Source organism: Pseudomonas sp. MYb2, from assembly GCF_002979955.1.
In the GTDB taxonomy this organism is placed as follows: domain Bacteria; phylum Pseudomonadota; class Gammaproteobacteria; order Pseudomonadales; family Pseudomonadaceae; genus Aquipseudomonas.
Genome location: NZ_PCQC01000004.1, coordinates 187,071 through 211,603, shown reverse-complemented (window position 1 = coordinate 211,603; position 24,533 = coordinate 187,071). Strand labels below are relative to the sequence as shown.

21 protein-coding genes and 1 pseudogene are annotated in these 24,533 nt (G+C 59.4%); 8 read left to right on the top strand and 14 right to left on the bottom strand.

Annotated elements, in window-relative coordinates; genetic code table 11:
- Nucleotides 1–400 precede the first annotated feature (400 nt).
- Together CQ009_RS08360 and CQ009_RS08355 are read right to left on the bottom strand one after the other, a co-directional pair.
- Nucleotides 401–808, bottom strand: coding sequence for an HPF/RaiA family ribosome-associated protein (locus CQ009_RS08360; RefSeq protein ID WP_064119419.1), 408 nt, complete (start codon nucleotides 806–808; stop codon nucleotides 401–403).
- 200 nt (nucleotides 809–1,008) lie between these two features.
- A complete protein-coding gene (locus CQ009_RS08355; protein WP_007914183.1) occupies nucleotides 1,009–1,956 on the bottom strand; it encodes a LysR substrate-binding domain-containing protein in 948 nt (315 codons plus the stop codon).
- Nucleotides 1,957–2,091: 135 nt separating this feature from the next.
- Here CQ009_RS08355 and CQ009_RS08350 point away from each other — a divergent pair, with 135 nt between their 5' ends.
- From CQ009_RS08350 to CQ009_RS08340, 3 genes are all read left to right on the top strand, one after another.
- Nucleotides 2,092–3,468 (top strand): L-serine ammonia-lyase, encoded by a 1,377-nt coding sequence (locus CQ009_RS08350; protein WP_105705538.1) that lies wholly within the window; start codon nucleotides 2,092–2,094, stop codon nucleotides 3,466–3,468.
- Nucleotides 3,469–3,554: 86 nt separating this feature from the next.
- Entirely contained in the window at nucleotides 3,555–4,856 is a 1,302-nt protein-coding gene (locus CQ009_RS08345; protein ID WP_064387955.1) for a serine/threonine transporter, read from the top strand.
- A 305-nt stretch (nucleotides 4,857–5,161) separates the two neighbouring features.
- Complete coding sequence (locus CQ009_RS08340) at nucleotides 5,162–5,479, top strand: DUF3509 domain-containing protein (protein WP_064387956.1); 318 nt, start codon at nucleotides 5,162–5,164, stop codon at nucleotides 5,477–5,479.
- Here CQ009_RS08340 and CQ009_RS08335 read toward each other — a convergent pair.
- Complete coding sequence (locus CQ009_RS08335) at nucleotides 5,476–5,976, bottom strand: phosphate-starvation-inducible protein PsiE (RefSeq protein ID WP_105705536.1); 501 nt, start codon at nucleotides 5,974–5,976, stop codon at nucleotides 5,476–5,478. The two genes, CQ009_RS08340 and CQ009_RS08335, sit on opposite strands and share 4 nt — an antisense overlap.
- A gap of 326 nt (nucleotides 5,977–6,302) precedes the next feature.
- Between CQ009_RS08335 and CQ009_RS08330 the strand changes: the two are divergent.
- Nucleotides 6,303–6,557 (top strand): annotated as a pseudogene (locus tag CQ009_RS08330) (YebG family protein); the annotation flags it as partial.
- Nucleotides 6,558–6,733: 176 nt separating this feature from the next.
- Here CQ009_RS08330 and CQ009_RS08325 read toward each other — a convergent pair.
- Complete coding sequence (locus tag CQ009_RS08325) at nucleotides 6,734–7,753, bottom strand: Glu/Leu/Phe/Val dehydrogenase dimerization domain-containing protein (protein WP_105705534.1); 1,020 nt, start codon at nucleotides 7,751–7,753, stop codon at nucleotides 6,734–6,736.
- A gap of 185 nt (nucleotides 7,754–7,938) precedes the next feature.
- Between CQ009_RS08325 and CQ009_RS08320 the strand changes: the two genes are divergently transcribed.
- Complete coding sequence (locus CQ009_RS08320; RefSeq protein WP_105705532.1) at nucleotides 7,939–8,742, top strand: SirB1 family protein; 804 nt, start codon at nucleotides 7,939–7,941, stop codon at nucleotides 8,740–8,742.
- Between the two features lie 79 nt (nucleotides 8,743–8,821).
- On the opposite strand, the gene CQ009_RS08315 is transcribed toward CQ009_RS08320, so the two are convergent.
- The 4 genes from CQ009_RS08315 to hmgA all read right to left on the bottom strand — a co-directional run bounded on the left by CQ009_RS08315 (nucleotide 8,822) and on the right by hmgA (nucleotide 13,580).
- Nucleotides 8,822–10,177: an aromatic acid/H+ symport family MFS transporter gene (locus CQ009_RS08315; RefSeq protein ID WP_105705530.1), complete on the bottom strand. Its 1,356-nt coding sequence runs from the start codon at nucleotides 10,175–10,177 to the stop codon at nucleotides 8,822–8,824.
- A 142-nt stretch (nucleotides 10,178–10,319) separates the two neighbouring features.
- Nucleotides 10,320–10,955 (bottom strand): maleylacetoacetate isomerase, encoded by a 636-nt coding sequence (gene maiA, locus CQ009_RS08310; protein ID WP_064387962.1) that lies wholly within the window; start codon nucleotides 10,953–10,955, stop codon nucleotides 10,320–10,322.
- Nucleotides 10,956–10,967: 12 nt separating this feature from the next.
- A complete protein-coding gene (gene fahA, locus CQ009_RS08305; RefSeq protein WP_105705528.1) occupies nucleotides 10,968–12,272 on the bottom strand; it encodes a fumarylacetoacetase in 1,305 nt (434 codons plus the stop codon).
- Between the two features lie 3 nt (nucleotides 12,273–12,275).
- Nucleotides 12,276–13,580, bottom strand: coding sequence for a homogentisate 1,2-dioxygenase (gene hmgA / locus CQ009_RS08300; RefSeq protein WP_105705526.1), 1,305 nt, complete (start codon nucleotides 13,578–13,580; stop codon nucleotides 12,276–12,278).
- A gap of 164 nt (nucleotides 13,581–13,744) precedes the next feature.
- Between hmgA and CQ009_RS08295 the strand changes: the two genes are divergently transcribed.
- The gene (locus tag CQ009_RS08295) at nucleotides 13,745–14,527 is read left to right on the top strand and encodes an IclR family transcriptional regulator (RefSeq protein ID WP_105705524.1); all 783 of its coding nucleotides are present in this window, start codon (nucleotides 13,745–13,747) and stop codon (nucleotides 14,525–14,527) included.
- A gap of 21 nt (nucleotides 14,528–14,548) precedes the next feature.
- On the opposite strand, the gene CQ009_RS08290 is transcribed toward CQ009_RS08295, so the two are convergent.
- From CQ009_RS08290 to CQ009_RS08280, 3 genes are all read right to left on the bottom strand, one after another.
- Nucleotides 14,549–17,098 (bottom strand): LuxR C-terminal-related transcriptional regulator, encoded by a 2,550-nt coding sequence (locus CQ009_RS08290; protein ID WP_105705522.1) that lies wholly within the window; start codon nucleotides 17,096–17,098, stop codon nucleotides 14,549–14,551.
- Nucleotides 17,099–17,237: 139 nt separating this feature from the next.
- Nucleotides 17,238–18,605, bottom strand: coding sequence for a DUF1329 domain-containing protein (locus CQ009_RS08285; protein WP_064387967.1), 1,368 nt, complete (start codon nucleotides 18,603–18,605; stop codon nucleotides 17,238–17,240).
- A gap of 23 nt (nucleotides 18,606–18,628) precedes the next feature.
- A complete protein-coding gene (locus tag CQ009_RS08280; RefSeq protein ID WP_064387968.1) occupies nucleotides 18,629–20,422 on the bottom strand; it encodes a DUF1302 domain-containing protein in 1,794 nt (597 codons plus the stop codon).
- Between the two features lie 530 nt (nucleotides 20,423–20,952).
- Between CQ009_RS08280 and CQ009_RS30050 the strand changes: the two genes are divergently transcribed.
- Nucleotides 20,953–21,381, top strand: coding sequence for an HNH endonuclease signature motif containing protein (locus CQ009_RS30050; RefSeq protein WP_177430965.1), 429 nt, complete (start codon nucleotides 20,953–20,955; stop codon nucleotides 21,379–21,381).
- Nucleotides 21,378–21,644 carry a bacteriocin immunity protein gene (locus tag CQ009_RS08265; RefSeq protein ID WP_201783034.1) on the top strand — a complete coding sequence of 89 codons (267 nt, stop codon included), beginning with the start codon at nucleotides 21,378–21,380 and terminating at the stop codon, nucleotides 21,642–21,644. The genes CQ009_RS30050 and CQ009_RS08265 overlap by 4 nt, the downstream gene beginning before the upstream one ends.
- Before the next feature lie 45 nt (nucleotides 21,645–21,689).
- Here the strand turns inward: CQ009_RS08265 and CQ009_RS08260 are convergent, their stop codons facing one another.
- The 3 genes from CQ009_RS08260 to CQ009_RS08250 form a co-directional block, all read right to left on the bottom strand.
- Nucleotides 21,690–22,601, bottom strand: a complete 912-nt coding sequence (locus CQ009_RS08260; protein ID WP_105705516.1) for an SDR family oxidoreductase — start codon at nucleotides 22,599–22,601, stop codon at nucleotides 21,690–21,692.
- A gap of 210 nt (nucleotides 22,602–22,811) precedes the next feature.
- Nucleotides 22,812–23,714: an alpha/beta fold hydrolase gene (locus CQ009_RS08255; protein ID WP_064387971.1), complete on the bottom strand. Its 903-nt coding sequence runs from the start codon at nucleotides 23,712–23,714 to the stop codon at nucleotides 22,812–22,814.
- Nucleotides 23,714–24,496, bottom strand: coding sequence for a class II aldolase/adducin family protein (locus CQ009_RS08250; RefSeq protein ID WP_105705514.1), 783 nt, complete (start codon nucleotides 24,494–24,496; stop codon nucleotides 23,714–23,716). The genes CQ009_RS08255 and CQ009_RS08250 overlap by 1 nt, the downstream gene beginning before the upstream one ends.
- Nucleotides 24,497–24,533: the final 37 nt, after the last annotated feature.

Genomic DNA, 24,533 nt, shown 5'->3' with positions numbered 1-24,533 from the left:
CTCGGTCGGCCCTCTCCCGGAGAGAGGGGGTACTGATGGCGGGATGCTTCAGAAATTCATAAACCTGAAAGTACATCACCCGAATCCATAATCGACTCGGTCTCTCAGGTCGACGTACCTCTTCAGACACCTCGGTCGGCCCTCTCCCGGAGAGAGGGGGCACTGAATGCGGGATGCTTCAGAAATTCATAAACCTGAAAGTACATCAGCCGAATCCATAATCGACTCCGTCTTTCAGGTCAACGTACCTCTTCAGACACCTCGGTCGGCCCCCTCTCCCGGAGGGAGAGGGCTGGGGTGAGGGGCCGCTCTCTTATGCCCTGCGCAAAAACCGCCACAAACAAAAACGGGCCTGCTTCCGCAGGCCCGTTCTCATTGGGTGGCTTACAAAATCAGCGCATCAACTGTTGATCGCTGCCTGCTCATTCTCATCAAATTCTTCCGCCAAGAGCTTGTCATTGGCCTTGCCGGTGAATGGCACTACAGCGGCGCGTGGTTTACCTCGCAGTTTGCCGAACAGGTGCTCCAGTGCGTGCTCGAGTTTTTCGGCAGCGCCGTCGATTGCCTGTTCCAGCGAATCGGCTTTATGGGTCACGGAAATCGGTTGATGGCCTTTTGGCCGCGCTTCCAGTTGGCAGCGCAAGTCATGGGGACCTGGTTTGTCACCGTTCTCGTCGCTCAGGTGGACTTCGACACGGGTCAGGTCTTCTTCATAACGGTCGAGCGTGCTCTCAATGGTTGTACGTACCCACTCCTCCAGTCGTTTACTGCCTTGAACATGGTTATCGCTGTTGACTTGGATTTGCATAGTTCATCCCTTATTTCAGCTAGCTCGTGAGAGGCCTTGAGTTGAATTTCCTGACCTCCTGGTTACAACAATCGGCCCGACCGGCGAACATTTCAACCCCTGGAAAAAGATAAATATTCATTCGCAAAAAAAGCCGGACAACCGAGCAAAGCACTGTTAAGGTCGGGAGTTGGGTCGCTTTGCAATCCGGCAAAATTTGCTCACAATTGCCCGTCGTTCAACGGGTGCAAGCTGCGAAAAATCCCTGCCTCTTCCACCAGCCAATCATGCACCGCACGCACGCCCGGATGGCTCAAGGCCCCCGGCGCATAGAGCAACACGTAGCGTTTGTGATTGGGTACCGACAGGCCGAACGGCACAATCAACGTCCCCCGTTCCAGCTCATCGTTGAGCAACGTGCGCCGGGCAATCGCCACGCCCATACCGGCAATCGCCGCTTCGATGGTCAGGTGATTGCGATTGAAAGTGTGCCCGCGCCGTACGTCGGCGCCCTCGAAGCCGATCGCGTTCAAATAAAATTCCCATTCCGCGTATTCATAACTGCCACGCCAGGCAGTGATGTCGTGCAGCAGCGGAAAATGCACCAGATCCGCCGGCCCATGCAGTGGCGGTCGTCCACGCAACAGGCTCGGCGCGCACACCGGGAAAATCTGCTCATCGAGCAACGCTGTGGATAACAAACCCGGGTAACTGCCGTCGTTCAAGTCGATAGCCAGATCAAAGTCACCCTCGTGCAACGGCACGCTGCTGTCCTCGGCCACCAGCCGTAGCTGAATGTCCGGATAGCGCTGCTGCAGACGTGGCAAACGCGGCGTCAGCCACTTGCTCAAGAACGAGGGAATCGAACGCACCCGCAAGATTCCGCTGATCATCCCGGCATCCAGTCGACGCAATTCCGCATCAATGCTGCCGTACGCCTCGTTGACGGTAATGGCCAACCGCTGCCCTTCTGCACTCAATTCCACGCCGCGCGCACGCCGGTGAAACAGGCGAAAACCGAGGCGCTCCTCCAGTTGGCGAATCTGCTGGCTGACCGCTCCCGGCGTGATGTGCAGCTCTTCCGCACAGCGGGTGAACGACAGGTGCCGCGCGGCACAGGAAAACACCTGCAGCCAGACGTATGTCTGGGCATGCAATTGACGACTCATCGTTTAGTCCCGCTAAAGGCTTACTTAGGAAGTTTCGTTAGTCACGTAGGACCGAGGTAGGCAGTATCGCCGACATTGCGCTTGTCCTACAAAAAATGGCAGCGATTCCTACTCCATTGCTTGTAAGGGTTTAGCATGGCTATCAGTGTTTTCGATCTATTCAAAGTCGGCATCGGCCCGTCCAGTTCCCACACCGTCGGTCCGATGCGTGCTGCCGCGACCTTCGCTCAGGCGCTGATTGATCAGCATTTGTTGAACGATGTGCGTCGTGTGGAAATCCGCTTATACGGCTCGCTGTCGGCTACTGGCGTCGGTCATGCCACTGACCGCGCCACGGTCATGGGCCTGATGGGTGAGTGGCCGGACAGCATCGATCCGTCGACCATCGATCCACGCATCCAGCAACTGCGCGAGACAGGCCAACTGTCCCTCGCCGGGCAAAGAGAAATTGCCTTCGACTGGCAGCGCGATCTCCTGCTGCTGGACGAGAGCCTGCCCTACCACCCCAACGCCATGTCGCTGACAGCCTTTGGCGAAACGGCCGAGCTGTTCGAGCAAACGTACTACTCGGTCGGCGGCGGTTTCATTATCGAAGCGGCCGAAGCGGAGTCCGGCGTAGCGCCGGCCGGTGATGTGGCGTTGCCGTACGACTTCTCCAGCGCCGCTGAACTGCTTGCACTGTGCAAACAGCACAACCTGCGCGTCTCCGAACTGATGATGGCCAACGAGCGTGCGTGGCGCACTGACGCGGAAATCCGTCAGGGCCTGCTGCACATCTGGTCGGTGATGCGCGAGTGCGTCGAACAGGGTTTGCGACACGAAGGCATCCTGCCCGGCGGGCTGAATGTGCCGCGCCGCGCCGCGAAATTGCATCGCAGCCTGTTGGAAATCGGCAAGCCGAACGTGATCAGTTCGACGCTGTCGGCGATGGAATGGGTCAACCTGTTCGCCCTCGCCGTCAACGAAGAAAACGCCGCGGGCGGGCGCATGGTCACCGCACCGACCAACGGTGCAGCGGGGATCATCCCGGCGGTTCTGCACTACTACATGAAATTCAATCCGGATGCGTCTGACGATGACGTCGTCGCTTTCTTCTTGGGCGCGGCCGCCGTCGGCATTCTCTGTAAGAAAAATGCCTCGATTTCCGGCGCTGAAGTCGGCTGCCAGGGCGAAGTCGGTTCGGCCTGTGCGATGGCCGCTGCCGGCCTCGCGGACGTGCTCGGCGCCACCCCGGAGCAACTGGAAAACGCCGCCGAAATCGGCCTTGAGCACAACCTTGGCCTGACCTGCGACCCGGTCGGCGGCCTGGTGCAAGTGCCTTGCATCGAGCGCAACGCCATCGCCGCCGTAAAAGCGATCAACGCCACGCAAATGGCCCTGCGCGGCGACGGCAACCACTTCATTTCCCTCGACCGGGTGATCCGCACCATGCGCGACACCGGTGCCGACATGCATGACAAATACAAAGAGACTTCACGGGGCGGCCTGGCTGTGAACTGGGTGGAGTGCTGAGGCGCATTCCCTGACTGCCCCGGCAGACCGCATTCGACGGTCTGCCAACCGTGAGCCCGAGCAAGAATAATAACGAGGCGATACCGATGACCGATGTACGTACACCTGCTGCCGAAAAACCCGCTGTAGACCGCACACGCAATACAGAAACCACCCACAAGGGCTGGAGCAAATTCGACACCACCTGGATGCTTGGCCTGTACGGCACGGCGATCGGTGCTGGCACCTTGTTCCTGCCGATCAACGCCGGTGTCGGCGGTTTCTGGCCGTTGCTGATTCTCGCCGTGCTGGCCTTCCCGATGACGTTTTTTGCCCACAGGGGCCTGACTCGCTTCGTGCTGTCCGGGCGCTCCGGGGACATCACCGAGGTGGTCGAAGAACACTTCGGCATCGGCGCCGGCAAGTTGATCACGTTGCTGTATTTCTTCGCGATCTTCCCGATCCTGCTGGTGTACAGCGTGGCGCTGACCAACACCTTGAGCAGCTTCCTCGAACACCAACTGCACATCGCCCCGCCGCCTCGGGCGATCCTCTCGCTGGCGTTGATTCTGGGTCTGATGGCCATTGTCCGCTGTGGCCAGAGCGTCATCGTCAAAGCCATGAGCGTGCTGGTTTACCCGTTCGTCGCCGCCTTGCTGCTGCTCGCGGTCAGCCTGGTCCCGAACTGGAATGGCGCGTTTTTCGCCAGCGCCCAAGAGGCGATGCCGATGTCGGTGTTCCTCAAGACAATGTGGCTGGCGATCCCGGTAATGGTGTTCTCGTTCAACCATTCGCCGATCATTTCCGCCTTCGCCGTTGATCAGAAGCAACGTTACGGCGATCAGGCCGAACGCAAGAGCAGCGGCATCCTTGCCATGGCTCACGGCATGATGGTCATCACGGTGATGTTCTTCTGCTTCAGCTGTGTGCTGGCGTTGTCGCCGGCAGATCTGGCAGCGGCGAAGGCGCAGAATATTTCGATCCTGTCGTACCTGGCCAACCACTTCCAGACTCCGGTCATCGCTTACGCCGCGCCGCTGATTGCACTGGTGGCGATCACCAAATCCTTCCTCGGTCACTACATCGGCGCCAGCGAAGGCTTTCAGGGCATGATCGTGAAAAGCCTGCGCAGCCGTGGCCGGGTGATGTCGGCGAGCTGGCTGAACCGAGCGACCGCGCTGTTCATGATCCTCAGCTGCTGGGCGGTGGCAACGTTCAACCCAAGCATTCTCGGCATGATCGAAACCCTCGGCGGGCCGGTGATTGCCTGCCTGTTGTTCCTGATGCCGATGTACGCCATCCGCCGCGTGCCGGCCTTGCGCCAGTATTCAGGCCAGGCTTCCAACGTGTTTGTGGTTCTGATCGGCCTGATTGCACTGTCAGCGATCATCTACTCGTTTCTGCCCTGAAAACGCGCCATAAAAAAAGGCGAGCCAAGCGGCTCGCCTTTTTTATGCCCGTGTTCATTGTTCGACAATTTTCCCGGCACAGCCCTTGCAAACTCCCCCTGTAGGAGCTGTCGAGTGAAACGAGGCTGCGATCTTTTGACCTTCATGACCGAAATCAAAACATTGAAGATCAAAAGATCGCAGCCTTCGGCAGCTCCTACATGAGCAACAGAGACAGGACACGGAATGGCCGATGATCCGGTTTGGCGAACCAACCCGATCACGGCCGGTCAACAACTGCACGTTCAATCAGGCGGTGACGCATCATGGACAACCCTTTTCAGATCATTACCGATGCCTTCGCGCCGGACTATCAGATCAATCTGAGCATTCAGGGCCTGGACGGCAGCATCATGCTGACCCTGTCCAACAGCGGTCACATCGTGGCCAAACGCATGATCAGTGCCGAGCAGCGCAACGATCCTGCGCGCCTCAAGCGCCTGGTGCAGAGCATTCAATTCGGCATCGCCATCGAACAGGGTCACAGCGCCATGGCAATCCTCGAAGCGATGACCAGCGGCACCGGGCTGACCCCGCCACCGCCACGCGTCATCGGCCAGCCCCGACCGACGGCCGGGCTTTAAAGCTCGCCCTTTTCGACTTCAGGATGCTCGCTGGAACCGCTACCCAGTGTGCGCTGCGGTTTCTCGATCTTCACCGAAGGAAACTGCGACGAAGCGTAACGCACCACCAGAATCGCCAGCGCCAGCAGCAGAATCCCGCCGCACAGGTAGATGATGCCCATGTCCGGCGGGTTGTGGTGCGAGACGTTGGAGATCAGCAAACGGGTCAGCGCGGTGATCGCCACGTAGATCAGGAAGCGCACCGGCATGTGGTTGGTCTTGAAATAAATCCCGACCATCGCCCCCAGTTCGAGATAGATGAACAGCAACAGAATGTCATCGATCTTGATGTGGCCTTCCTCGAGCATGCCGAGAAACTCCATCACCGCCGCGTATGCCGTCACCGCACCGATGGCAAACAGCGCCAGGTAGTGGAAGGTCTCGACGAACAGGTTGCCCAGGGACTCGGCCAGTTGATGCACGTTTTGCCGCAGTTTCTCGGCCCAGTTGTTTTTCACGATGAGGTTCCTTAGCCCGATTCGAGCGGATGATGCGTGTTGGACGTGACGGTTTTCTGCACGTAACGGTTTTCATGCAGAAAAGAGGCCACGCCATCATGGCGAGCCGCCGCGAAACCCGCGCCGTGGCGTTTGGTCGCACCGCTGTGCTTTTGTGGGAGCGAGCCTGCTCGCGAATGCAGCGACACGGTCTCCCTGACAAACCCGAAATCCGGTCTACATTAAAAAGCCACTACCCATGGCGCAGGGATTCGCTTATCCTTTTCGCTGTATATGGATACAGTAGTCGTCAAGACAACTTAATGTGAAGGCATGTGAGGTGGTGAATGGCCGTCGAAGTGGTATACCGCAGCAGCCGAGATCTGGAGCGCTTGTTCATGGATAAAGCCGAAGCTGACCGTCATGACAAAATGCTCGAACTGGCCGAATATCTGGCCGATGTGCTGCAAAAAGCCGTTCCGTCCCTGACGGAGCAGCAAGTGGAAGAAGCCGGGATCTACATGGCGAAGAACCGCGATGTGTTCGCCCGGGCATTCAAGAGCCAGCCTGACGCATTGTCCGAGCTGCTCAACGCCCCGGCCGAGGCTGCTGAACAAGCTGAGGTGGTGGAAGCAGCTGAAGCGCTGGCCAAGCCTGCTAAAGCGGCAAAAGCGCCGAAGTAATCAGCGCCACATCAAAAGATCGCAGCCTTCGGCAGCTCCTACAGGGATAAATATTCCAAATGTAGGAGCTGCCGAAGGCTGCGATCTTTTGCGTTTCAGCGATACAAAACCTTTTCCGCCAACTCATCCGCCACCCGCGCCGGCGAACGCTTCTCCGCCTGTGCATGGGCGAACACCTCGGTCAGCCGAGAACTGATTTTCGACAGATGCGCAGTAATCGTCGGCAATTCCTCGCCACGATGTTTCAGCGAGACGTAAATCAGCCCACCCGCATTGATCACATAATCCGGCGCATACAGAATTCCGCGTCGCTCCAGTTGATCGGCGACATCCAGATGCGTCAGTTGATTGTTTGCCGAACCGGCCACGGCCGAACACCGCAGTTGGGTGACCGTGTGGCTGTTCAGCACACCACCCAGACCGCACGGCGCGAGGATGTCGCACGGCGTGCTGAGCAATGCATCGTTGGCGATCGGATGGGCGTTGAGTTGCTCCATCGCCAGTTGCACCTTGCCGTGGTCGATATCGCTGACCAGCAACTCAGCCCCGGCGGCGTGCAGTTGCTCGGCCAAGGCAAAACCGACATTGCCCAGGCCCTGAATCGCAATGCGCAAGCCTTCGAGATTATCGCTGCCCAGCCGGGCCATCGCCGTTGCGCGAATGCCGGTGAACACACCCATCGCTGCGTGTGGCGCCGGGTCGCCGGCCGAGGTGGTGCTAGTGACATGCTGGGTCTGTTGAGCGATGCAATCCATGTCCGCCACCGACGTACCGCTGTCGATCGCGGTGATGTAGCGGCCGTCGAGCTGATTGATGCAGCGGCCAAACGCTTCAAACAGTGCGCCGCGGTTTTCCACATGCACCGGACGCACGATCACCGCAACCCCGCCGCCCTGCTGCAGACCCGCCAGCGCGGCTTTATAGCTCATGCCCTGAGCGAGGCGAATGGCATCCTCAACGGCAGATTCGTCATTGGGATAGGCAAGATAACGACATCCGCCCAAGGCTGGCCCGAGGCGACTGTTATGAATGGCAATGACCGCCTTCAACCCGGACACCGGGTCAACGCTAAGGTGCAGCGATTCCAGGCGAGTGCTTTGCATGAGCGCAAACATCGTTGGGCTCCCGAATCACTTCTTGTAGAACGCCAGTATAGGCCTGCGCCTGAAAATTGCTGGAGCGCACCGGAATAAGCGCCCGTAGCGACAAGCGCTTTGCGGCATAACCGTTGCGCGGCGAACCCAGGCACTGGACGAATGACACGGACGGGGCTAAAACGAGGCATTCCCCGGAGATTTCAATGAGTCCGCGCCAACGTTTTTTCGACTGTCTGCACCGCTCACCACCTGCGCTGTTCGAAGCCGCGCTGTGGATCGCGGCCGAGCACGATAAAGCCGTCGATCCCGCGGTACTCTTGCTCGACTTCAAAGAGCTGCAACAAAAGGTCAGCTACGGTTTGCCGATGCTGCCGGTCAGTGAACTGGCGCAGCCGCTGCTGCGGCGCATGATTGAACTGGGATTCGCCCAGGACGACTTCTTGCCGCTGCGCCCGCAGGCGGCGTTGCTGCATAAAGTCTTGCAGACGCGGCGCGGTCAGCCCCTGGCGCTGGCGTTGATTGCCCTCGAGCTGGCACGCGGCCTGGAGATTCCACTGGTCGGCGTCAATTTCCCCGGGCATTTTTTATTACGCGTACCCGGCGCGGATCATTTGCTAGATCCTTGCGGCGGTCGACGCCTGTATCCGAATGATTGTCGCGAACTGTTGCAGCGCCAATACGGGCCGAACATGAAAATCAACGCCGAGCACCTGTTGACCGCCACGCCGGTGCAGATGCTCCAGCGCCTGTCGCGCAACTTGCGCCAGTTGCACCTGACGCATGATGACTTTATTGCCGCATTGATCGACGCCGAGCGCGTACTCGAGTTGGGCGATGGCGCTGCCGCCGATTACCTGGCGCGGGCCAGTCTGTATCAGCGGCTTGATTGCCCGAATGCCGAACGCTTCGACCTTGAGCATGCCCTGCTGCTGAGCGACGACCCGATTCAACGACTGCGCCTGACCGAACGCCTCGGCCACCTGCCGCCCAACTCCGTCGTCCATTAAATGCAAAAGATCGCAGCCTGCGGCAGCTCCTACAGGTGATCTCATGTAGGAGCTGCCGCAGGCTGCGATCTTTTGATCTTCAGGATTTGACCGGCGTCCCGACACCCACCGCCGAACCATTTTCGGAGGGCGAGCGCACTTGAATGATCAGCAGCGCAGCAATCACCGCCGGAATCGCGCAGAAAAAGAAAATCTGCTCCACCGGAATGTGCATCGCCAGCAGCAGGCTGCCGAACAGCGGCCCGAGGATTGAACCAAAACGCCCCACGCCCAACGCCCAACCGGTACCGGTCGCGCGCACATGCGCCGGATAGAAATTGCTGGCAAAGGCATTCAACGTCAGTTGCCCGCCAATGATGCAGAAGCCAGCGGCGAAAACGCAGGCCACCAGATAACGCGGATTGTCATGATTGAGTCCGAGCAGAATCGTGCACAGCGCTGCACCTGCCAACACCGCCGACAGCAAACGCACCTTGCGCTGCAAGCGGTCAGCGAACCAGGCCATGCAAATCGCGCCCAAGGTCCCGGCGAACAGGAACATCGACGTCACCAGATTGGCTTCGTTGAGTTTCAGGCCACTTTCCAGCAGCAGCGTCGGCAGCCAGCTGATCATGAAATACAGCAGGATCAGGCTGACAAAAAACGTCGCCCAGATCAGCAAGGTCGGTCGCGCGTAGCCGTTGCGAAACAACTCGACCACCGTCAGCTTGCTGCCCTGCTCGCGTTCGTTCTGCTCGAGGCTGGCAACGGGTGGCTGCCAGTCCGGCAACATCCGCGCGGTGACTTTGCGCAGTCGCGCATACGGCGGCGCATCACGCAGCAGACGTGGCAGCGACTCCGGCAGCATCCACCACAGAAACGGAAACAGCAGCAACGGCGTGACGCCACCGGCGAGGAACACCGCTTGCCAACCGAATTGGTCGATGAAGCCTGCGGCGACGAAACCACCGGCTGCCCCACCGAATGAAAAGCCACAGGCCGCCAGCGTCACCATCAAGGTGCGCAAACGCGGTGGCGAGTATTCCGACATCAACGCCATGGCACTGGGCATCGCCCCGCCCATGCCGATGCCGCAGATAAAGCGCGCGATCATCAGCGTATTGAGCGAATCAGCGAAGACCATCAGCACGGTCAACGTGGCGTAGATCAGTACGCAAGCGAGCAGAATCCGTCGCACGCCAAAGCGATCGGCCAGCGGCGTAACCGCCAGTGAACCAAGGGTGAGGCCAAGCAGGTTGGCACTGAATACCGGGCCGAACGCCGATTTTTCCAGGCCCCAATCCTGCGCCAAAGCAGGTACCACGTAACCGAGAACCTGGGCGTCGTAGCCGTCGGTGACCAGCAACAGCGCGAGCAGGATCAACAGTAACCACTGATAGCGGGACACAGGACGGGCGTCGAGTGCCGTCCGGAAGCTGGCAATCTGGTTGTGCATCGCAAGGTACCTGTTTTGTTTTTATGATTATGCGAATAGCGATATTCCCTTGTAGGAGTGAGCCTGCTCGCGATAGCGGTGGTTCAGTCAGAACATGAGTGACTGACACTCCCTCATCGCGAGCAGGCTCACTCCTACAGGGTTATGGGGTGTCTGGTTGGTTGGCGGGATGGGCCTTGATGAACGCTGGATGTTCAGCCGCAAGTGCGGCGACCCGGCGGATTTTCGGGTAAGCCTCCAGCGAAACATTGAACCGCTGCGCCGCATACAACTGCGGGATCAGGTACACATCGGCCACGCACGGCCACTCGCCAAAACAGAAACCCTCGTCGCCAATCAACTCCTCCACCGTCGCCAACCCTTGACCGATCCAGTGGCTGATCCACTCGACCACCTGCGGCTCGTCCTGCCCCGACTGGCGCAAGCGATTGAGTACGCTGACGTTGTGCAACGGATGCACATCGCAACCGATCACCGCCGCCACACCGCGCACTTGGGCACGGGCAACCAGATCTTCCGGCAATAGCGGCACCTGTGGATAACGCTCCTCCAGATACTCGATGATCGCCGGCGATTGAATCAGCAACTCACCACTATCGGTACGCAGGGCCGGCACGCGGCCCTGTGGGTTGATCGCCAGATACGCCGCTTGCCGATGCTCGCCGCCGGCCGGCGCAATCAGGTTGACCGGCAATGCCTGATAGTCGAGCCCCTTCAACGCCAGCGCGATGCGCACCCGGTAAGACGATGTCGAGCGGTAGTAGGTATAGAGATCCATGAGCCGCTCCTGTCAGCGCGCCGCGAGCACTTTGCCGCGGCACTCACCGAAGCCGATCGACGCGAAACCGTCACGGGCACAACGTGCGCGAAGGATGATTTCGTCACCGTCCTCGAGGAATTTACGCACTTCGCCAGACGCCAGCTCGATCGGTTTTTTACCGCCCTCGGTGATTTCCAGCAGGCTGCCGAACTGACCGTTTTCAGGACCGGACAATGTGCCCGAGCCGAACAGGTCACCGGCCTGCAACTGGCAACCGTTGACGCTGTGATGCGCAACCATCTGCGCCACGGTCCAGTACATGTAACGGGTGTTGCTCAGGGTCAGGCGATGGGCCGGCAGGTTCTGCTCGCGCATGGCTTCGGTGAGCAGCAGCACTTCCAGTTCGATGTCGAAGGCGCCGCCGTCCTGATCACGCTTGTCGAACAGATACGGCAACGGTTGCGGATCACCTTCAGGACGCTTCGGCTGCGCGGTACGGAAGGGTTCCAGCGCTTCGGCAGTGACGACCCACGGCGAAACGCTGGTGATGAAACTCTTCGACAGGAACGGCCCCAGCGGCTGGTATTCCCAGGCCTGGATATCACGCGCCGACCAGTCGTTGAGCAGGCAGAAACCGGCGATGTGATCAGCGGCATCACCGATGGCTATCGAGTCGCCCATCTCGTTGCCCTGACCGATCCAGATGCCCAGTTCCAGTTCATAGTCCAGGCGTGCGCATGGGCCGAAGGTCGGCTCGCTCGCTCCCGCCGGCAAGGTCTGACCTTTAGGGCGGCGTACATCGGTGCCAGAAGCACGCACTGTAGAGGCGCGGCCGTGATAGCCGATCGGCACGTGCTTGTAGTTCGGCAGCAGCGGGTTGTCCGGGCGGAACAGTTTGCCCACATTTTGCGCGTGCTCGATACCGACGTAGAAGTCGGTGTAATCGCTGATGCGGGCCGGCAGATGCAGTTGGCAATCGGCAGCCAATGGCAGCAGTGTTGCGCCTTGGGCTTCGATGCTGCCTCGGTGCGTGCTGCCTTCGCTGAACAGTTCCAGCAGGCGCGTACGCAGGGCAACACGCGCCTCGCGACCGAGATTGAAAAACGCGTTCAGCTGTCCGCCCTGCATGGCTTCCACTGCACTGCGCGCAGCACCGTCGAACAGCCCGGCTTCCAGCGCCACTTGCAGATCGAAGATGTGCTCGCCAATCGCCACCCCAGCGCGCGGTGCCGAACCATCGCTGCTGAACACACCCAGCGGCAGATTCTGCAGCGGGAAATCGGCGTGGCCGTTGGCCGAGGCGACCCAACTGCGGGTGATGGAATTCTGCGTCATGGGTTATCTCCGGGTAGGGTCGAACGTAGCGGGCAGCGTGGCCCAGCAAGCGTCGTAAGTGGATTGCAGTTGTGGGCAGTCGAGGGCGAAGCGGCTTGGGCGCAGCACCTGGCTGGTCTCGAACATGAAGGCCATGGTGTTGTCGATCTTTGCCGGTTTGAGTTCGGCGTTGATTGCTTTGGTGCAGGTCTCGCCATCCGGGCCGTGCGCGCTCATGCAACTGTGCAGCGAGGCGCCACCGGGCACGAAGCCTTCGGCCTTGGCATCGTATTCACCCTGGATCAGCCCCATGAATTCGTTCATCAGGTTGCGGTGGAACCAGGGTGGACGGAAGGTGTTTTCGGCGACCATCCAGCGCGGCGGGAAGATCACGAAGTCGAGGTTGGCCAGGCCGTGCACGCTGGTCGGCGAGGTCAGCACGGTGAAGATCGACGGATCCGGGTGATCGAAACTCACCGTACCGATCGTATTGAAACGGCGCAGATCGTATTTGTACGGCACGTTATTGCCGTGCCAGGCGACCACGTTCAACGGCGAATGATTGAGTTCGGTGGCCCACAACTGACCGAGGAATTTCTGCACCAGCGTGGTCGGTTGCTGGAGGTTTTCGTAGGCCGCGACCGGCGTCAGGAAGTCGCGCGGATTGGCCAGACCGTTGCTGCCGATCGGTCCCAGATCCGGCAGGCGCAGTGGCGCGCCATGGTTTTCGGCGACGTAACCGCGTGCTTGCGGGTCGAGCAATTCAACGCGGAACTTCAGGCCGCGTGGCAGCACGACGATTTCCAGCGGTGCGACGTCCAGCACGCCCAATTCAGTGGCGATGCGCAGACGGCCGAGTTGCGGCACCAACAGCAATTCGCCGTCAGCGTTGAAGAACACGCGCTCCATCGAACGGTTGGCAACGTAGTTGTAGATGCTGATCCCGGCCGGTTTCTCCGCACCGGTGTTCGCCGCCATGCTCACCAGACCGTCAATGAAATCGGTCGGCTCGGCCGGGATCTCCAAAGGATTCCAGCGCAGGCGATTGGGCGTCACTTCTCCCAGCGGCCCACCAGCCAGTTGCCGTTCCAGTTTGACGAACGCCGGGTGATTGGCCGACGGCTGAATGCGGTACATCCAGGTGCGCCGCGCTTCACTGCGGGTCATGGTGAACGCGGTGCCGGAGAACAATTCGGTGTAGAGACCGTACGGGGCTTTTTGCGGGGAGTTCTGGCCGACGGGTAGCGCGCCGGGCAACGCCTCAGAGCTGAATTCGTTGCCGAAACCGGACTGGTACGCCAGCGCCTGCGCGGTTGAATCGAGGTTCATGGAGCCTCCTGAACAGGGAGTCGGCAGTGGCCCATCGCTCTGGCTCAGAGGTTTCGGCACGCCGGGGTTGTTATTATCGTAATTCGATTACGCATAACGTAATTTGCTCGCTATCCAGCGTCAAGCTATAAAGACGCCCATTCGTATCGGAACCCGGCCGCACCATGGAAAAAACCAGCGACAGCAATGGCAAACAGAAAGTCCGCTCCGCCGAGGTCGGCACCGACATCCTCAAGGCCCTGGCCGAGTTGTCGCCATCGACTTCGTTGTCGCGCCTGGCCGAACACGTGCAGATGCCGGCGAGCAAGGTGCATCGCTATCTGCAGGCCTTGATCGCCTCCGGATTTGCCGAGCAGAACGCCGCTACCAACCATTACGGTCTTGGCCGTGAAGCGCTGCGCGTCGGCCTCGCCGCACTCAACAGTATGGACGTGCTGAAAGTCGCCGCCCTGCCACTGGCCGAATTGCGCGATGAGCTCAACGAAACCTGCTTCCTCGCGGTCTGGGGCAATCAGGGCGCAACCGTGGTGCACATCGAACCGGCGGTGCGCGCGGTGACCGTTGTAACGCAATTGGGCTCGGTGCTGCCGCTACTCAGTTCATCGACGGGATTGGTGTTCAGCGCATATCTGCCGCATCGGGAAACCGATGAACTGCGCGAAAAGGAGATCGCCGTAGCCGATCATCCGTTGAAGGATGACAAAGCCTACGCGACGCAGTGCGAACAGATCCGCGCGCGCGGCTTGCATCATGTCCACGGCCTGCTGATGCCCGGTGTCGATGCGTTGTCGGCGCCGGTGTTCAATGCCGTCGGCCAGATCGCGGCGGTACTGACGATTGTCGGCCCGACCTCGTTGTTTCACGCTGACGAAAATGGCCCTGCCGCCCGGCGCTTACTCGCGGCAACGCGCGCGGTGAGCTGGCGCATGGGCTATGACGCGGGCTAATTGACTTCGACCCTGTTCACATCAACACAGCCCGAGCACTTTAGCCTTTGCCACCGCTTGCGTTCTGCGCTCCACGCTTAACTTGGCGTTTATCCTGCGCGCATGGGTCTTGACGGTATGCAGCGAAATGTACAGTTGCTCGGCGATCTTCTGATTGGACTCGCCTTGGGCAATCAGCTTCAGCACTTCAACTTCACGCCGGCTCAACAGCGCCTCGGCGCCGACCGCAGGGGTTGCAGCGATGGCCTCGGCGGCTGCGCGGATCAGCGTTGTTTCAGGATGACGCAAGCGCCACTCGAGCAGCGATTGCTGCAACTGACACCGCGCTACCAACGCTTGCCCCTGATGCAGCGCTCGTTGAGCCAATGACACTTCACCTTTGTGCCAGGCGAGTTGCGCCAGCACCAGGTGCAACTCGGCTTCGAGGTTCAACATGCCTTTTTGCTGCGCGCCGATCAACGCGTGCTGGATCTCAATCAGATCGATCAGCTCAGGCTGCATCTGCGCCCTGGCGGTGAGCAACAGATATTCGAGACGCGGAATCAGCTCCAGAGTCGCCGGTGGCGCTTGCCGTGCCTGCGCCCCTTGAAAGTGGCGCAATACCCTGCTCAGCGCTTCATGCGCCAGCTCCGCCCTGCCCTGCTGCAACCAGAATTGGCTGCTGACCTGCAACAAGACGCCGCGATACACCGTGTCCGGAATCTGCCGCTGCTGCATCAACCGCTCAGCATCGCGCAGGTACACAAATGCTCGCGCGTAATCCTGCTGATTGGCCGCCAGTTGGGCCAGCCCCAGAAAACCATACAGCACGCGCTTGTCATGACTGCGCAGGCAGTCCTCCAGCCCCCTCTGGAATAGCTCGGCGGCGCGTGTTTCCTCCCCCATGCACAGTGCCAGCCTGCCACGCCGCAACGCGATGCGACCAAGCAACGGCACGGGGCGATGTTCACGCTGACAAAGCAATTGCTGCATGCCGGCCAACAAACTGTCGGCGCGGGCCGGCGCACCGCGCTGCTCCAGCAGTTGTGCGTGGTCGAGTTCCAGCAACCCCTCGAACAGCAATGACCCTTGAGCACGCGCCAGACACAACGCCTCGCGGTTTATGCCCTGGGCCAGTTCCAGTTCGCCACAGAGCAAGGCTTGCTGGGTTTGCCCCGACAGGCACAACAGCCGCGCAGGCCAGGCATCGCTTGCCAACTCGGCCAGCGCTTGACGGAAATGCTCACGCGCAGGCGCCATTCGCCCCTGCAAATGTAGCAACCAACCTTGCAGCGCCTGCCATCGCGCCACCCATTGCCGCTGCTTTTGCGCCGAAGGTTGCGGAACGAATCTCGACATATGTTCGATGCTGGCAGCGGCCTGATCAAAACGGCCGGCGAACAGCAGCGCCGCCGTCATCAATCCGACCAATTGCGGCGAGCCCAACGTCAATTCTTCGCCTTGCTGCTCGTGCAGGCGCAACAGCAGCACTACCGTTTGATCGTCAAACAGATGCTCGAAAGTGAAGTGCTGCAACAAGCTCACCGCCACCTCGAACTCTTCGGCCAAAAGAGCTTGCTCGAACGCCGAGCGCCAGTCCTCCCGCGCGGTAAACCACTGGCACGCGCGCCGATGCCAAGAGCGCCCCTGTGGCCAGCGTGACTGCTGAATCACACGGGTCAGCGGCGGAAAAATCTGCAGCCATTGCGCCGAATCCTGCCACGGTTCGATAAAACAACCGAGGCTGTGCAACGTGCGCAAGAGATCAGCGCCTTCGCCGGCTCCGAACAGATGCTCACACAGTTCATTATTGAAGCGCGGTAAATGCGCCAATACACGCCAGGCCTCCGCCAGCTCCGGCGACAGGCTGTTGAACAGTTCGTGTTGCAGGTAATCGAGCAAGGTGTCCACCCGTTGCTGCGGCTGATTGCTCTGCGCCCAATCGCACTTTTGCAGCAACGCCATGCGCACGCCGGCGCACCAGCCACCGGTACGTTGCACAATGCGCCCGGCAACACTCAGCGCTTGCTCGGCAGGCAAATGGTGCAGCACCTGAGCGATTTCACTTTGGCTCAAGGCCAGCGTCACGGGTTCACACTCATACAGCTCATCGTCGAGCAACAGGCGCGGCCAGTTGCACTGCGGGCGCCGGCGCGTGCCGATCCACCAGATCAAGGCCGGACTGCTGACTGCCAACAATCGATCGAGCAAAGCATCCAGCACCGGATCCGGCTGACGGCAATAATCGTCGATAAACAGCCACGTCGATACCGACCAGCGAGCCAGGGCAGCAACCAGGCCGGCTTCATCCGTGTCGATCAAGCCCAGCGCTTGCGTCAACCGCCGACAGAATTCACCCTTACTGAGCGCGCCGCCCGCCAGCGCTATCCAGTGCACCGAACACTGTGCCGGCGCCTGCAACAGACATTCGGTGAGCAGTGCACTCTTGCCGCTGCCGGCCGGCGCGCAGATCAGCCTCACCCGTGCCTCTGACGCCAGCAATGGTTCGCACAAGCGTGCGCGCGTCTGGTGGTGAGAGGACAGTCGGGGAAGAAATCCGGGGCGATCCAGGCACGGTGTCATGGCGGTCATCGGGTGAGCCTTTTTATCGTTGTACGGTCACCCTAGCCCTCTCCAGTGAGCTTGTTGACGAGTATTCAGCGCGCTGATTGCCAGCCATAAAAAAGGCGACCGTGCGGTCGCCTTTTGTACAGCCGGTGTATCGCAAACGTTACCGAACGCCCTCTGCGCGCAGGGCCGACGGGGTGTAGTCGGCGGCCTTGGCTTCGAAGCCGAATTCGAAGCTGTGTTTCTCTTCGTTCTTCATTCCCAAGGCAATGTAGCGGCCGGCAATGATGTCGTAGAGGGCTTCCAGCGTATAAGCCTGAGCCTGGTGATCGTAGTAGTACTGCGCATGTCCTTCGGCGACCCGCCACAGTTGACCGCGGCCATCGTAGTGATCAACCAGTGCCACCTGCCAGCTGTCCTCGTCGATGTACATGTGGCGCTTGGCATAGATATGCCGCTCGCTCGGCTTCACCGTGCCGATGACTTCCCAGACACGGTGCAATTCATAACGGGTCAGGTCCTGGTTGATGTGCCCGGCCTTGACGATGTCGTCGTACTTGAGCGTCGGTGAATCAAGCTTGTAGCTGTTGTACGGAATGTACATTTCCTTCTTGCCGACCAGTTTCCAGTCATAGCGATCCGGGGCACCGGAAAACATGTCGAAGTTGTCCGAGGTACGCAGACCATCCGCTGCGGTGCCCGGACCGTCATACGCCACCTGCGGCGCGCGGCGCACCCGGCGCTGACCGGCGTTGTAGATCCACGCCAGACGCGGCTCCTTCACCTGATCGAGGGTCTCGTGCACCAGCAGCACGTTACCGGCCAGACGCGCCGGCGCAGTCACCGATTGCTTGAAGAAGGTCAGCACATTGGCCGCTTTGTCCGGATCGAGATCCTTCATCAACTGCGGCACGGCGATTTCTTCTTCGAAGCGGATAGGCGTGTAGCTGCCGTTGGTCTGCGGCGTCACCTGCGTGATGATGCGTTTGACGTTGCCACCGTGGTAACGAGTGATGTGGTTCCACAACACCTCGACGCCGTTTTTCGGAATCGGGAAGGCGTAATAGCGATTGCCAGTGAAATTGGCCAGGCCGTTACCATCGTTGATCGTCGTCACGTTCAGCGCACTGCGTTTGGCCGACTCGTAGATGTCCGCGGGGGCGGCGACGGTTCGGTGAGTCGGATAGACCGGGATCTTGTAGGTTTGCGGGTAGCGTTTGAACATCGCCACCTGGCCTTCGGAAAGCTTGTCCTTGTACTTGTCGACGTTGGCCGGGGTGATGGTGAACAACGGTTTTTCGTTGGCGAACGGATCGGCGAGAAAACCCTTGCTGTCCACCGTCCCGGCGTTCTTCGGAATCCCGCCGGTCCATGGCGGAATCGAACCGTCAGCATTACCGGCCTTCTCGGCGCCGAGCGGGGTCAGGCTGGTGCCAAGCTTGTTCGCCTCATCCGCTGACACCGCCGCCATCACGTTGGCCGCCAGCAGACTCAGGGCGAGGACACCACATTGCAGAATCATTTTGCGCATTGCTTTCATCCTTCTCGGGCAGATCAGAAGTTCACGCCGAAGCTCAGGGCCACGAAGTCACGGTCTTCGAGAACGTTGTAGTCACCACCAAAAAAGTCGGTGTAACTGAGGCTCGCGGTGTAGGTGTTGCGATAGTCGGCATCGACGCCGACGCTGATCGCTTTCGCCCCTTCGTTGAACAGCCCGTTAGGGCCGTAGCCGGCGACGTCATGCGACCACGACAGGTTGGGTTTGAGGTTGATGCCGCCGATCACGTTGGCGTAGTCGAGGATGGCCCGGGCGCGGTAGCCCCACGAAGTCGAGGTGACAAAACCGTCGGTGTCGCCACCGAAACCATACTGGCCGTAGACCGAATCGCGGCCATAACGCAGCTGGCTGCGCGACTCCAGACCGCCGACATGCACGACCGCCGCTTCACCGACCACGGTCAGACGCTCAGCGCCCAACACCTGATCGAAGAAGTGCGTGAGCGTGCTCTGGATCTGCGTGACTTCCTTGCGGCGATAGCCCTTGTTGTCCGCACCCGGCGCGGTTACCAGTGGAGATGCCGTGCCACCGGCAATCGGGTTGAGCAGTGCCAGTGTCAGGTCATTGGTGTTGACCTGTACCGGCGCGTTTGGCCGATAGCTGATCTCGCCGGTCCAGGCAGTGCCGGTGGGCAGCGTGGTCGAGAAGCTCGCGCCGTAGAGACGAATGTCTTCCGGGTATTCAAGGTAGTACTGACCGCGCCCGAGCATCACGCTTTGCGCCAGGCCTGAGCCGCTGCCAGGCGCCAGCCCGTTGGCGATACCGACCATCGCCGGCAACGCCGAGAGGGTCGATAGCCCCGCCGTGGTAGTACCCACCGACGGCGTGCGACTGTGGTAATTCATGAAATAGAGACCGTACTCGGTGTCATCACCGAGCCAGCGCAATGCCGTACCCCACTGCCCGGAATCGCGCGCATCGCGGTCGCCGCCACGGGGAATCACCACGCCTTCGCGCGTCACCTGAATGCCTTGGCCAAACGCGGTGGTCAACGGCACCAATGGTGCGATCGCCGGGTTGCCAACGGTGTAACCGTTGTTGCAACCGTCCGCTGCCACATCGACGCCGAAGAACGTGCCGCAGTTGTCGAGAACGGTCTGGTCCCATTCCAGTTGATAGAAACCTTCAACCGAGAGTTTGTCCGTCAGGCTCTGCGAGCCGAACAGCATGTTCACCGGGATCAGGCCTTCCTTGATCTCCGCACCGGGACGCCGGAACGCGGAGACATCGATCGGGTTGATGCTGTTGATCGAGTTGCCAATGAACGTGCTCTCGCCCCAACTCACCACCTGTTTTCCCGCGCGCACGGTGCCCGGCAGGTCAGCGATGGTGTAGTTGTGATACACGAAGGCATCGAGAATCTGCGCACCGGACGACTTGGCGCCCTCCTTGCGGCCACTGTCACTGATCGGCTTGAACTCGCGGTCTTCGTCCTTGAGCTCGAAGTCATACCAATACTTGCCACGCACAAACACACCGGTGTCGCCGTACTTCAGTTCGAGGTCGTGAATACCTTTGAAGATTTTCGAGAAGGTCTCGCCCTTCTTGAAGTTCAAACGCCCGTCATCCCCGGTGGAAGATTGCCCGGTGCCGCCGTTGACCGTGCCGACCAACGACTTGTCGGCATCGCGCAGGCCCCAACTCGCGCCCACCGACAGCGACGAGTCGAACGTCCCCTCGATCTCGCCGATATTGAACGAAACCGCGTGCGCCTGGGCGCAGCAACCCAGAGCCACCGCAGCGGCCAGCGCCTGCGGTGTGAAGATGGCGCGCATTGTTGTTTTTGTCATGCGTCTTCCCCGGTGAGTGACAGAAGACCCCACCCTACTGCCGGGCAATCTGGTCGATAAGCGCTCCAAGGAGGTATTCGCGTTGTCGCTCGAAAGGATGAATGCCCGCACGCACCGTGGCTTTGCGCAACTCATGAGTGAGCTGGATGGAGGATCATCAATGCAGCGCATGGCGCACATCGGGTCACGGGACTGTTGCATGCCCCGCAACAGTGCATGTCCGGAATCGGTATTTTTCCTACGCGCTCATGACCTTATTCTGAACGCGCTTTCACGGCAGCCGCCGAAAAGCGCGAAGCCAGCTACGCTGATTCACTGAAGCGATTGGCAACAGATTTCAGAGGAATCGAAGGATTCGGTTTCTTAACCCCGTGTTCACTGACGTTGATTTGTAGCTCCTTGATCCAACGTCTTACCTTGGCCGCTGCGTTTGCAGCGGCCTTTTTTATGCCTGATGAAAAGTTAAACGCCTCCCTCAGCGAAAAACTTCCGAGAACAATGTCGGACGTTTCTCTGTTCGCAGGAGAACGATGACCGACAAATTGAAAGTCCTGGAAAGTTCTTCCAAAACAAAACCTGTTTACTTACGAAGTTCTCAGATTTTGCAACCTGAAATCTGTTGTAACTTGAAACGCCTCAAACACTCGCCGGTGACATGGACGTCACTATTGGCCGCACTGACTTGCCGGCGACTTATCGCGCACATTCAAAAGGATATGAATATGCAAAAGCCTCCACCATGGGAATTGACCGAAGCTATCCATACAACGGCAATAGCGAGCAAAGGCCTGTCACCAAGTGCAGACATTGCAGAACACATTGGCAAGAGAAGAAAATTTGAAATCCACCATATCAATCCGATAAATGAGGGTGGCTCAGTCTACGATATATCCAACCTGACCCTATTAACACCAAAGCAGCATATCGATGCACATTCCAAAAAAGGCGAGACTCCATGATCAAACTTAAAAGCAAACTTGAAGAGTACACAGAGTCGGAATATGCGAGCCTTATCAACAGATTATTTGAGGGAAATTACTCCTCAGAAAAAGAACACGACGCGATAGTCGATAACATTGTGGATACATCGCAGCATCCCAATGGGACAAATATTTTGTATTATCCTGAAGACGGTGTCGAAGACAGCCCTACTGGTGTGCTGATAGCGATAAAACAATGGCGCGCTGCCAACGGAAAACCAGGCTTCAAACCTGAAGAATAACAACCAAGCGAGCAGGCATCTTGGCCTGCTCGCTTGGTTCTCCATTTACAACGAATACTTCTGCAAATTCGCCATCATTTCCTTCAGCGCTTCGATATTGTCCTTCGGATGCGCCGCCTCCTCAAAATCGCAAATCTGCTGCCAGTGCGCCGCGACATCTTCCGGCGAGAACCCGACTCGTGGATCAAAGCCGGCGCCGAGGCTACGCTCCCAACGCACTTTGCCCATCCAGCCACCGCCGACCTCGAACAACCCGGAAGTCTCCTGGCATTGCTCGCTGGCCAGATACACCACCAACGGGCTGACCAGTTCCGGTTTGAGTTGTTCGAACACTTGCGGCGGGATCAGGCCTTCGGTCATGCGCGTGCCGCCCGTGGGTGCGATGGCATTGACCAGAATGTTGTTCTTGCGGCCTTCGATGGCCAGGGTGCGGGTCAGGCCGTACAGGCCGAGTTTGGCCATGCCGTAGTTGGACTGGCCGAAGTTGCCGTAGATGCCTGAAGTCGAAGCGGTGAAGATCACCCGGCCATAATTTTGCTCGCGCATATGCGGCCACGCGGCGCGGGTGACTTTGTAGGCGCCTTCGACGTGAACCCGGTAAACCAGATCCCAATCGGCGTCATCCATTTTGTGGAAGGTCTTGTCGCGCAAGATGCCGGCGTTGTTCACCACCACGTCAACACGGCCAAACACATCGAGGGCGTTCTGCACCAGTTTGTCGCCGTCGGTGACGGAGTCGTGGTTGGCCTCGGCGATGCCGCCGGCCTCACGGATTTCCGCGACCACGCGGTCGGCGGCGGAGGCATTGGCGCCCTCGCCCTGAGCCGAGCCGCCGAGGTCGTTGACCAGCACTTTCGCGCCTTGTTTGGCGAACAGCAGAGCGTGCGCCCGTCCGAGGCCACCACCGGCTCCGGTGACGATTACGACTTTATCTTCGAAACGCACAGACTCATTCATCAGGGCAACTCCAGCAGTCCAATGGAACATTGACCCCGAGTGTCAGGCACGGGGCTTTTGGTCACAATGAACACGGTTGGGGCTGAATGGTGTGCGATAAGGCTGAGGGATAGTGAGACACGGTAGTACTAAAAATCAAAAGATCGCAGCCTGCGGCAGCTCCTGCACAAATCTATGTAGGAGCTGCCGCAGGCTGCGATCTTTTGATCTTCAGGAGCAGGCGACTTTGCGCGGCGGCTGCACAAAACGCTCGCGAAACTCCAGATAATGCTTGAGCACCTGCACCGGCGCTTCGGTCTGTGGATAGTGACCGATACCCGGTAACTGCACCGTGTCTGCGTCAGGAATCAACTCCCGATAGCGCTCGACCATGTGCGCACCGGAGATCGGGTCGACTTCACCATCAATCAACCGCAGCGGAATTTCCCCACGCTGCATGGCCGCCACCCAGCGGTCGCGCTGAACGCGGCGCTCGGGAATATAGTTGATCAACTTGTGCATGATGCGCGGCCCGCGATTGCTGTCGACCAGGCTCCAGAAATCATCCATCTCGCTTTCACTGGGCCGAGTCTGCGGGCCGAAGATCTGGCGAAAGCTTTTCACCAGGGCATCACGGGTAAACGCGCGGCCGATCATCCAGCCCAGCGGACTGAGCAGCAGCTTTTGCATCAGCACCGGACGATGGGTTTCCGGAAACAGGCCACCGTTGAGGAATACGCAACTGGCGATTTCGATGCGATCTTCGTAATGCCGGGCCAGCAGTTCTTGCGCAACGCTGTCGCCGTAATCGTGCGCCAGCACATGCACCGGTTGCTCGATCTGCAAATGCGCGAGCAATGCCTGTTGCAGATCGGCCTGTTCCAGCAGGCTATAGGTGTGATTGAGTGGTTTCGCCGAGTCGCCAAAACCAAGCATGTCACAGGCGATCATCCGATAGCGCTGAGCCAGTGGCTGCCACAGGTAATGCCAATCCCAACTCGCCGTCGGGAAGCCATGGATCAGCAGCAGCGGCTCACCTTGCCCCGTCGTCCAGTAACGAATCGGCTGGCCACGGAAGACAAACGTCTGGCTGCGTTTGCGCCAGACACACAGAGGAATCTCGGCGAGAGGCATTAGAGTTTATACCCCGGGTCTTGTTTATCGAGTTTGCGCAGCAACGCTGGCCAGGCCAGCGCGCCACCCATGCCTTGAGCACTTTTGGTGACGCCGGCGATCATCGCTTTGGCGCCCGCCAGAATCTGCGGTTCGATGGCGATGAGTTCCGCGCCACCGGTTTGCGCCATCACCTGGATGTCGCAGGCGCGCTGGAAGGTGAACATCATCAGAAAGGTGTCGGCGATGGTGCCGCCACAGGTCAGCAGTCCGTGGTTGTGCAGCATCAGGAAATTGTTTTCGCCCAGATCGGCCTGCAAGCGCGCCTTTTCTTCGTGGTTCAGCGCCACGCCTTCATAGGCGTGACAGGCCAGGCTCGACAGCACGAACAGCGACTGCTGGCTGATCGGCAACACGCCTTGCTTTTGCGCCGACACCGCGACGCCCGACGCGGTGTGGGTATGCAGCACGCAAACCACATCGTGCCGCACTTCGTGCACAGCACTATGGATGGTGTAGCCAGCGGGATTGATCTCGTAAGGGCTGTCCATGAGCTTGTTGCCGGCCTGATCGACTTTCACCAGGCTCGACGCAGTGATCTCATGAAACATCAGGCCGAACGGATTGATCAGGAAATCTTCGGTGCCCGGCACCTTGGCGGAAATGTGCGTGAAGATCAGATCGTCCCAGCCATGGGCGGCGACCAGACGATAACAAGCGGCGAGATCGACACGGGTCTGCCATTCTGCGGCACTGACCTGGTCTTTGACATTCAGGGACGATTGGACGGGGGCTACGCTCACTGTATGCACCTCTGCGTTCTTATTGTTCTGCACGTGA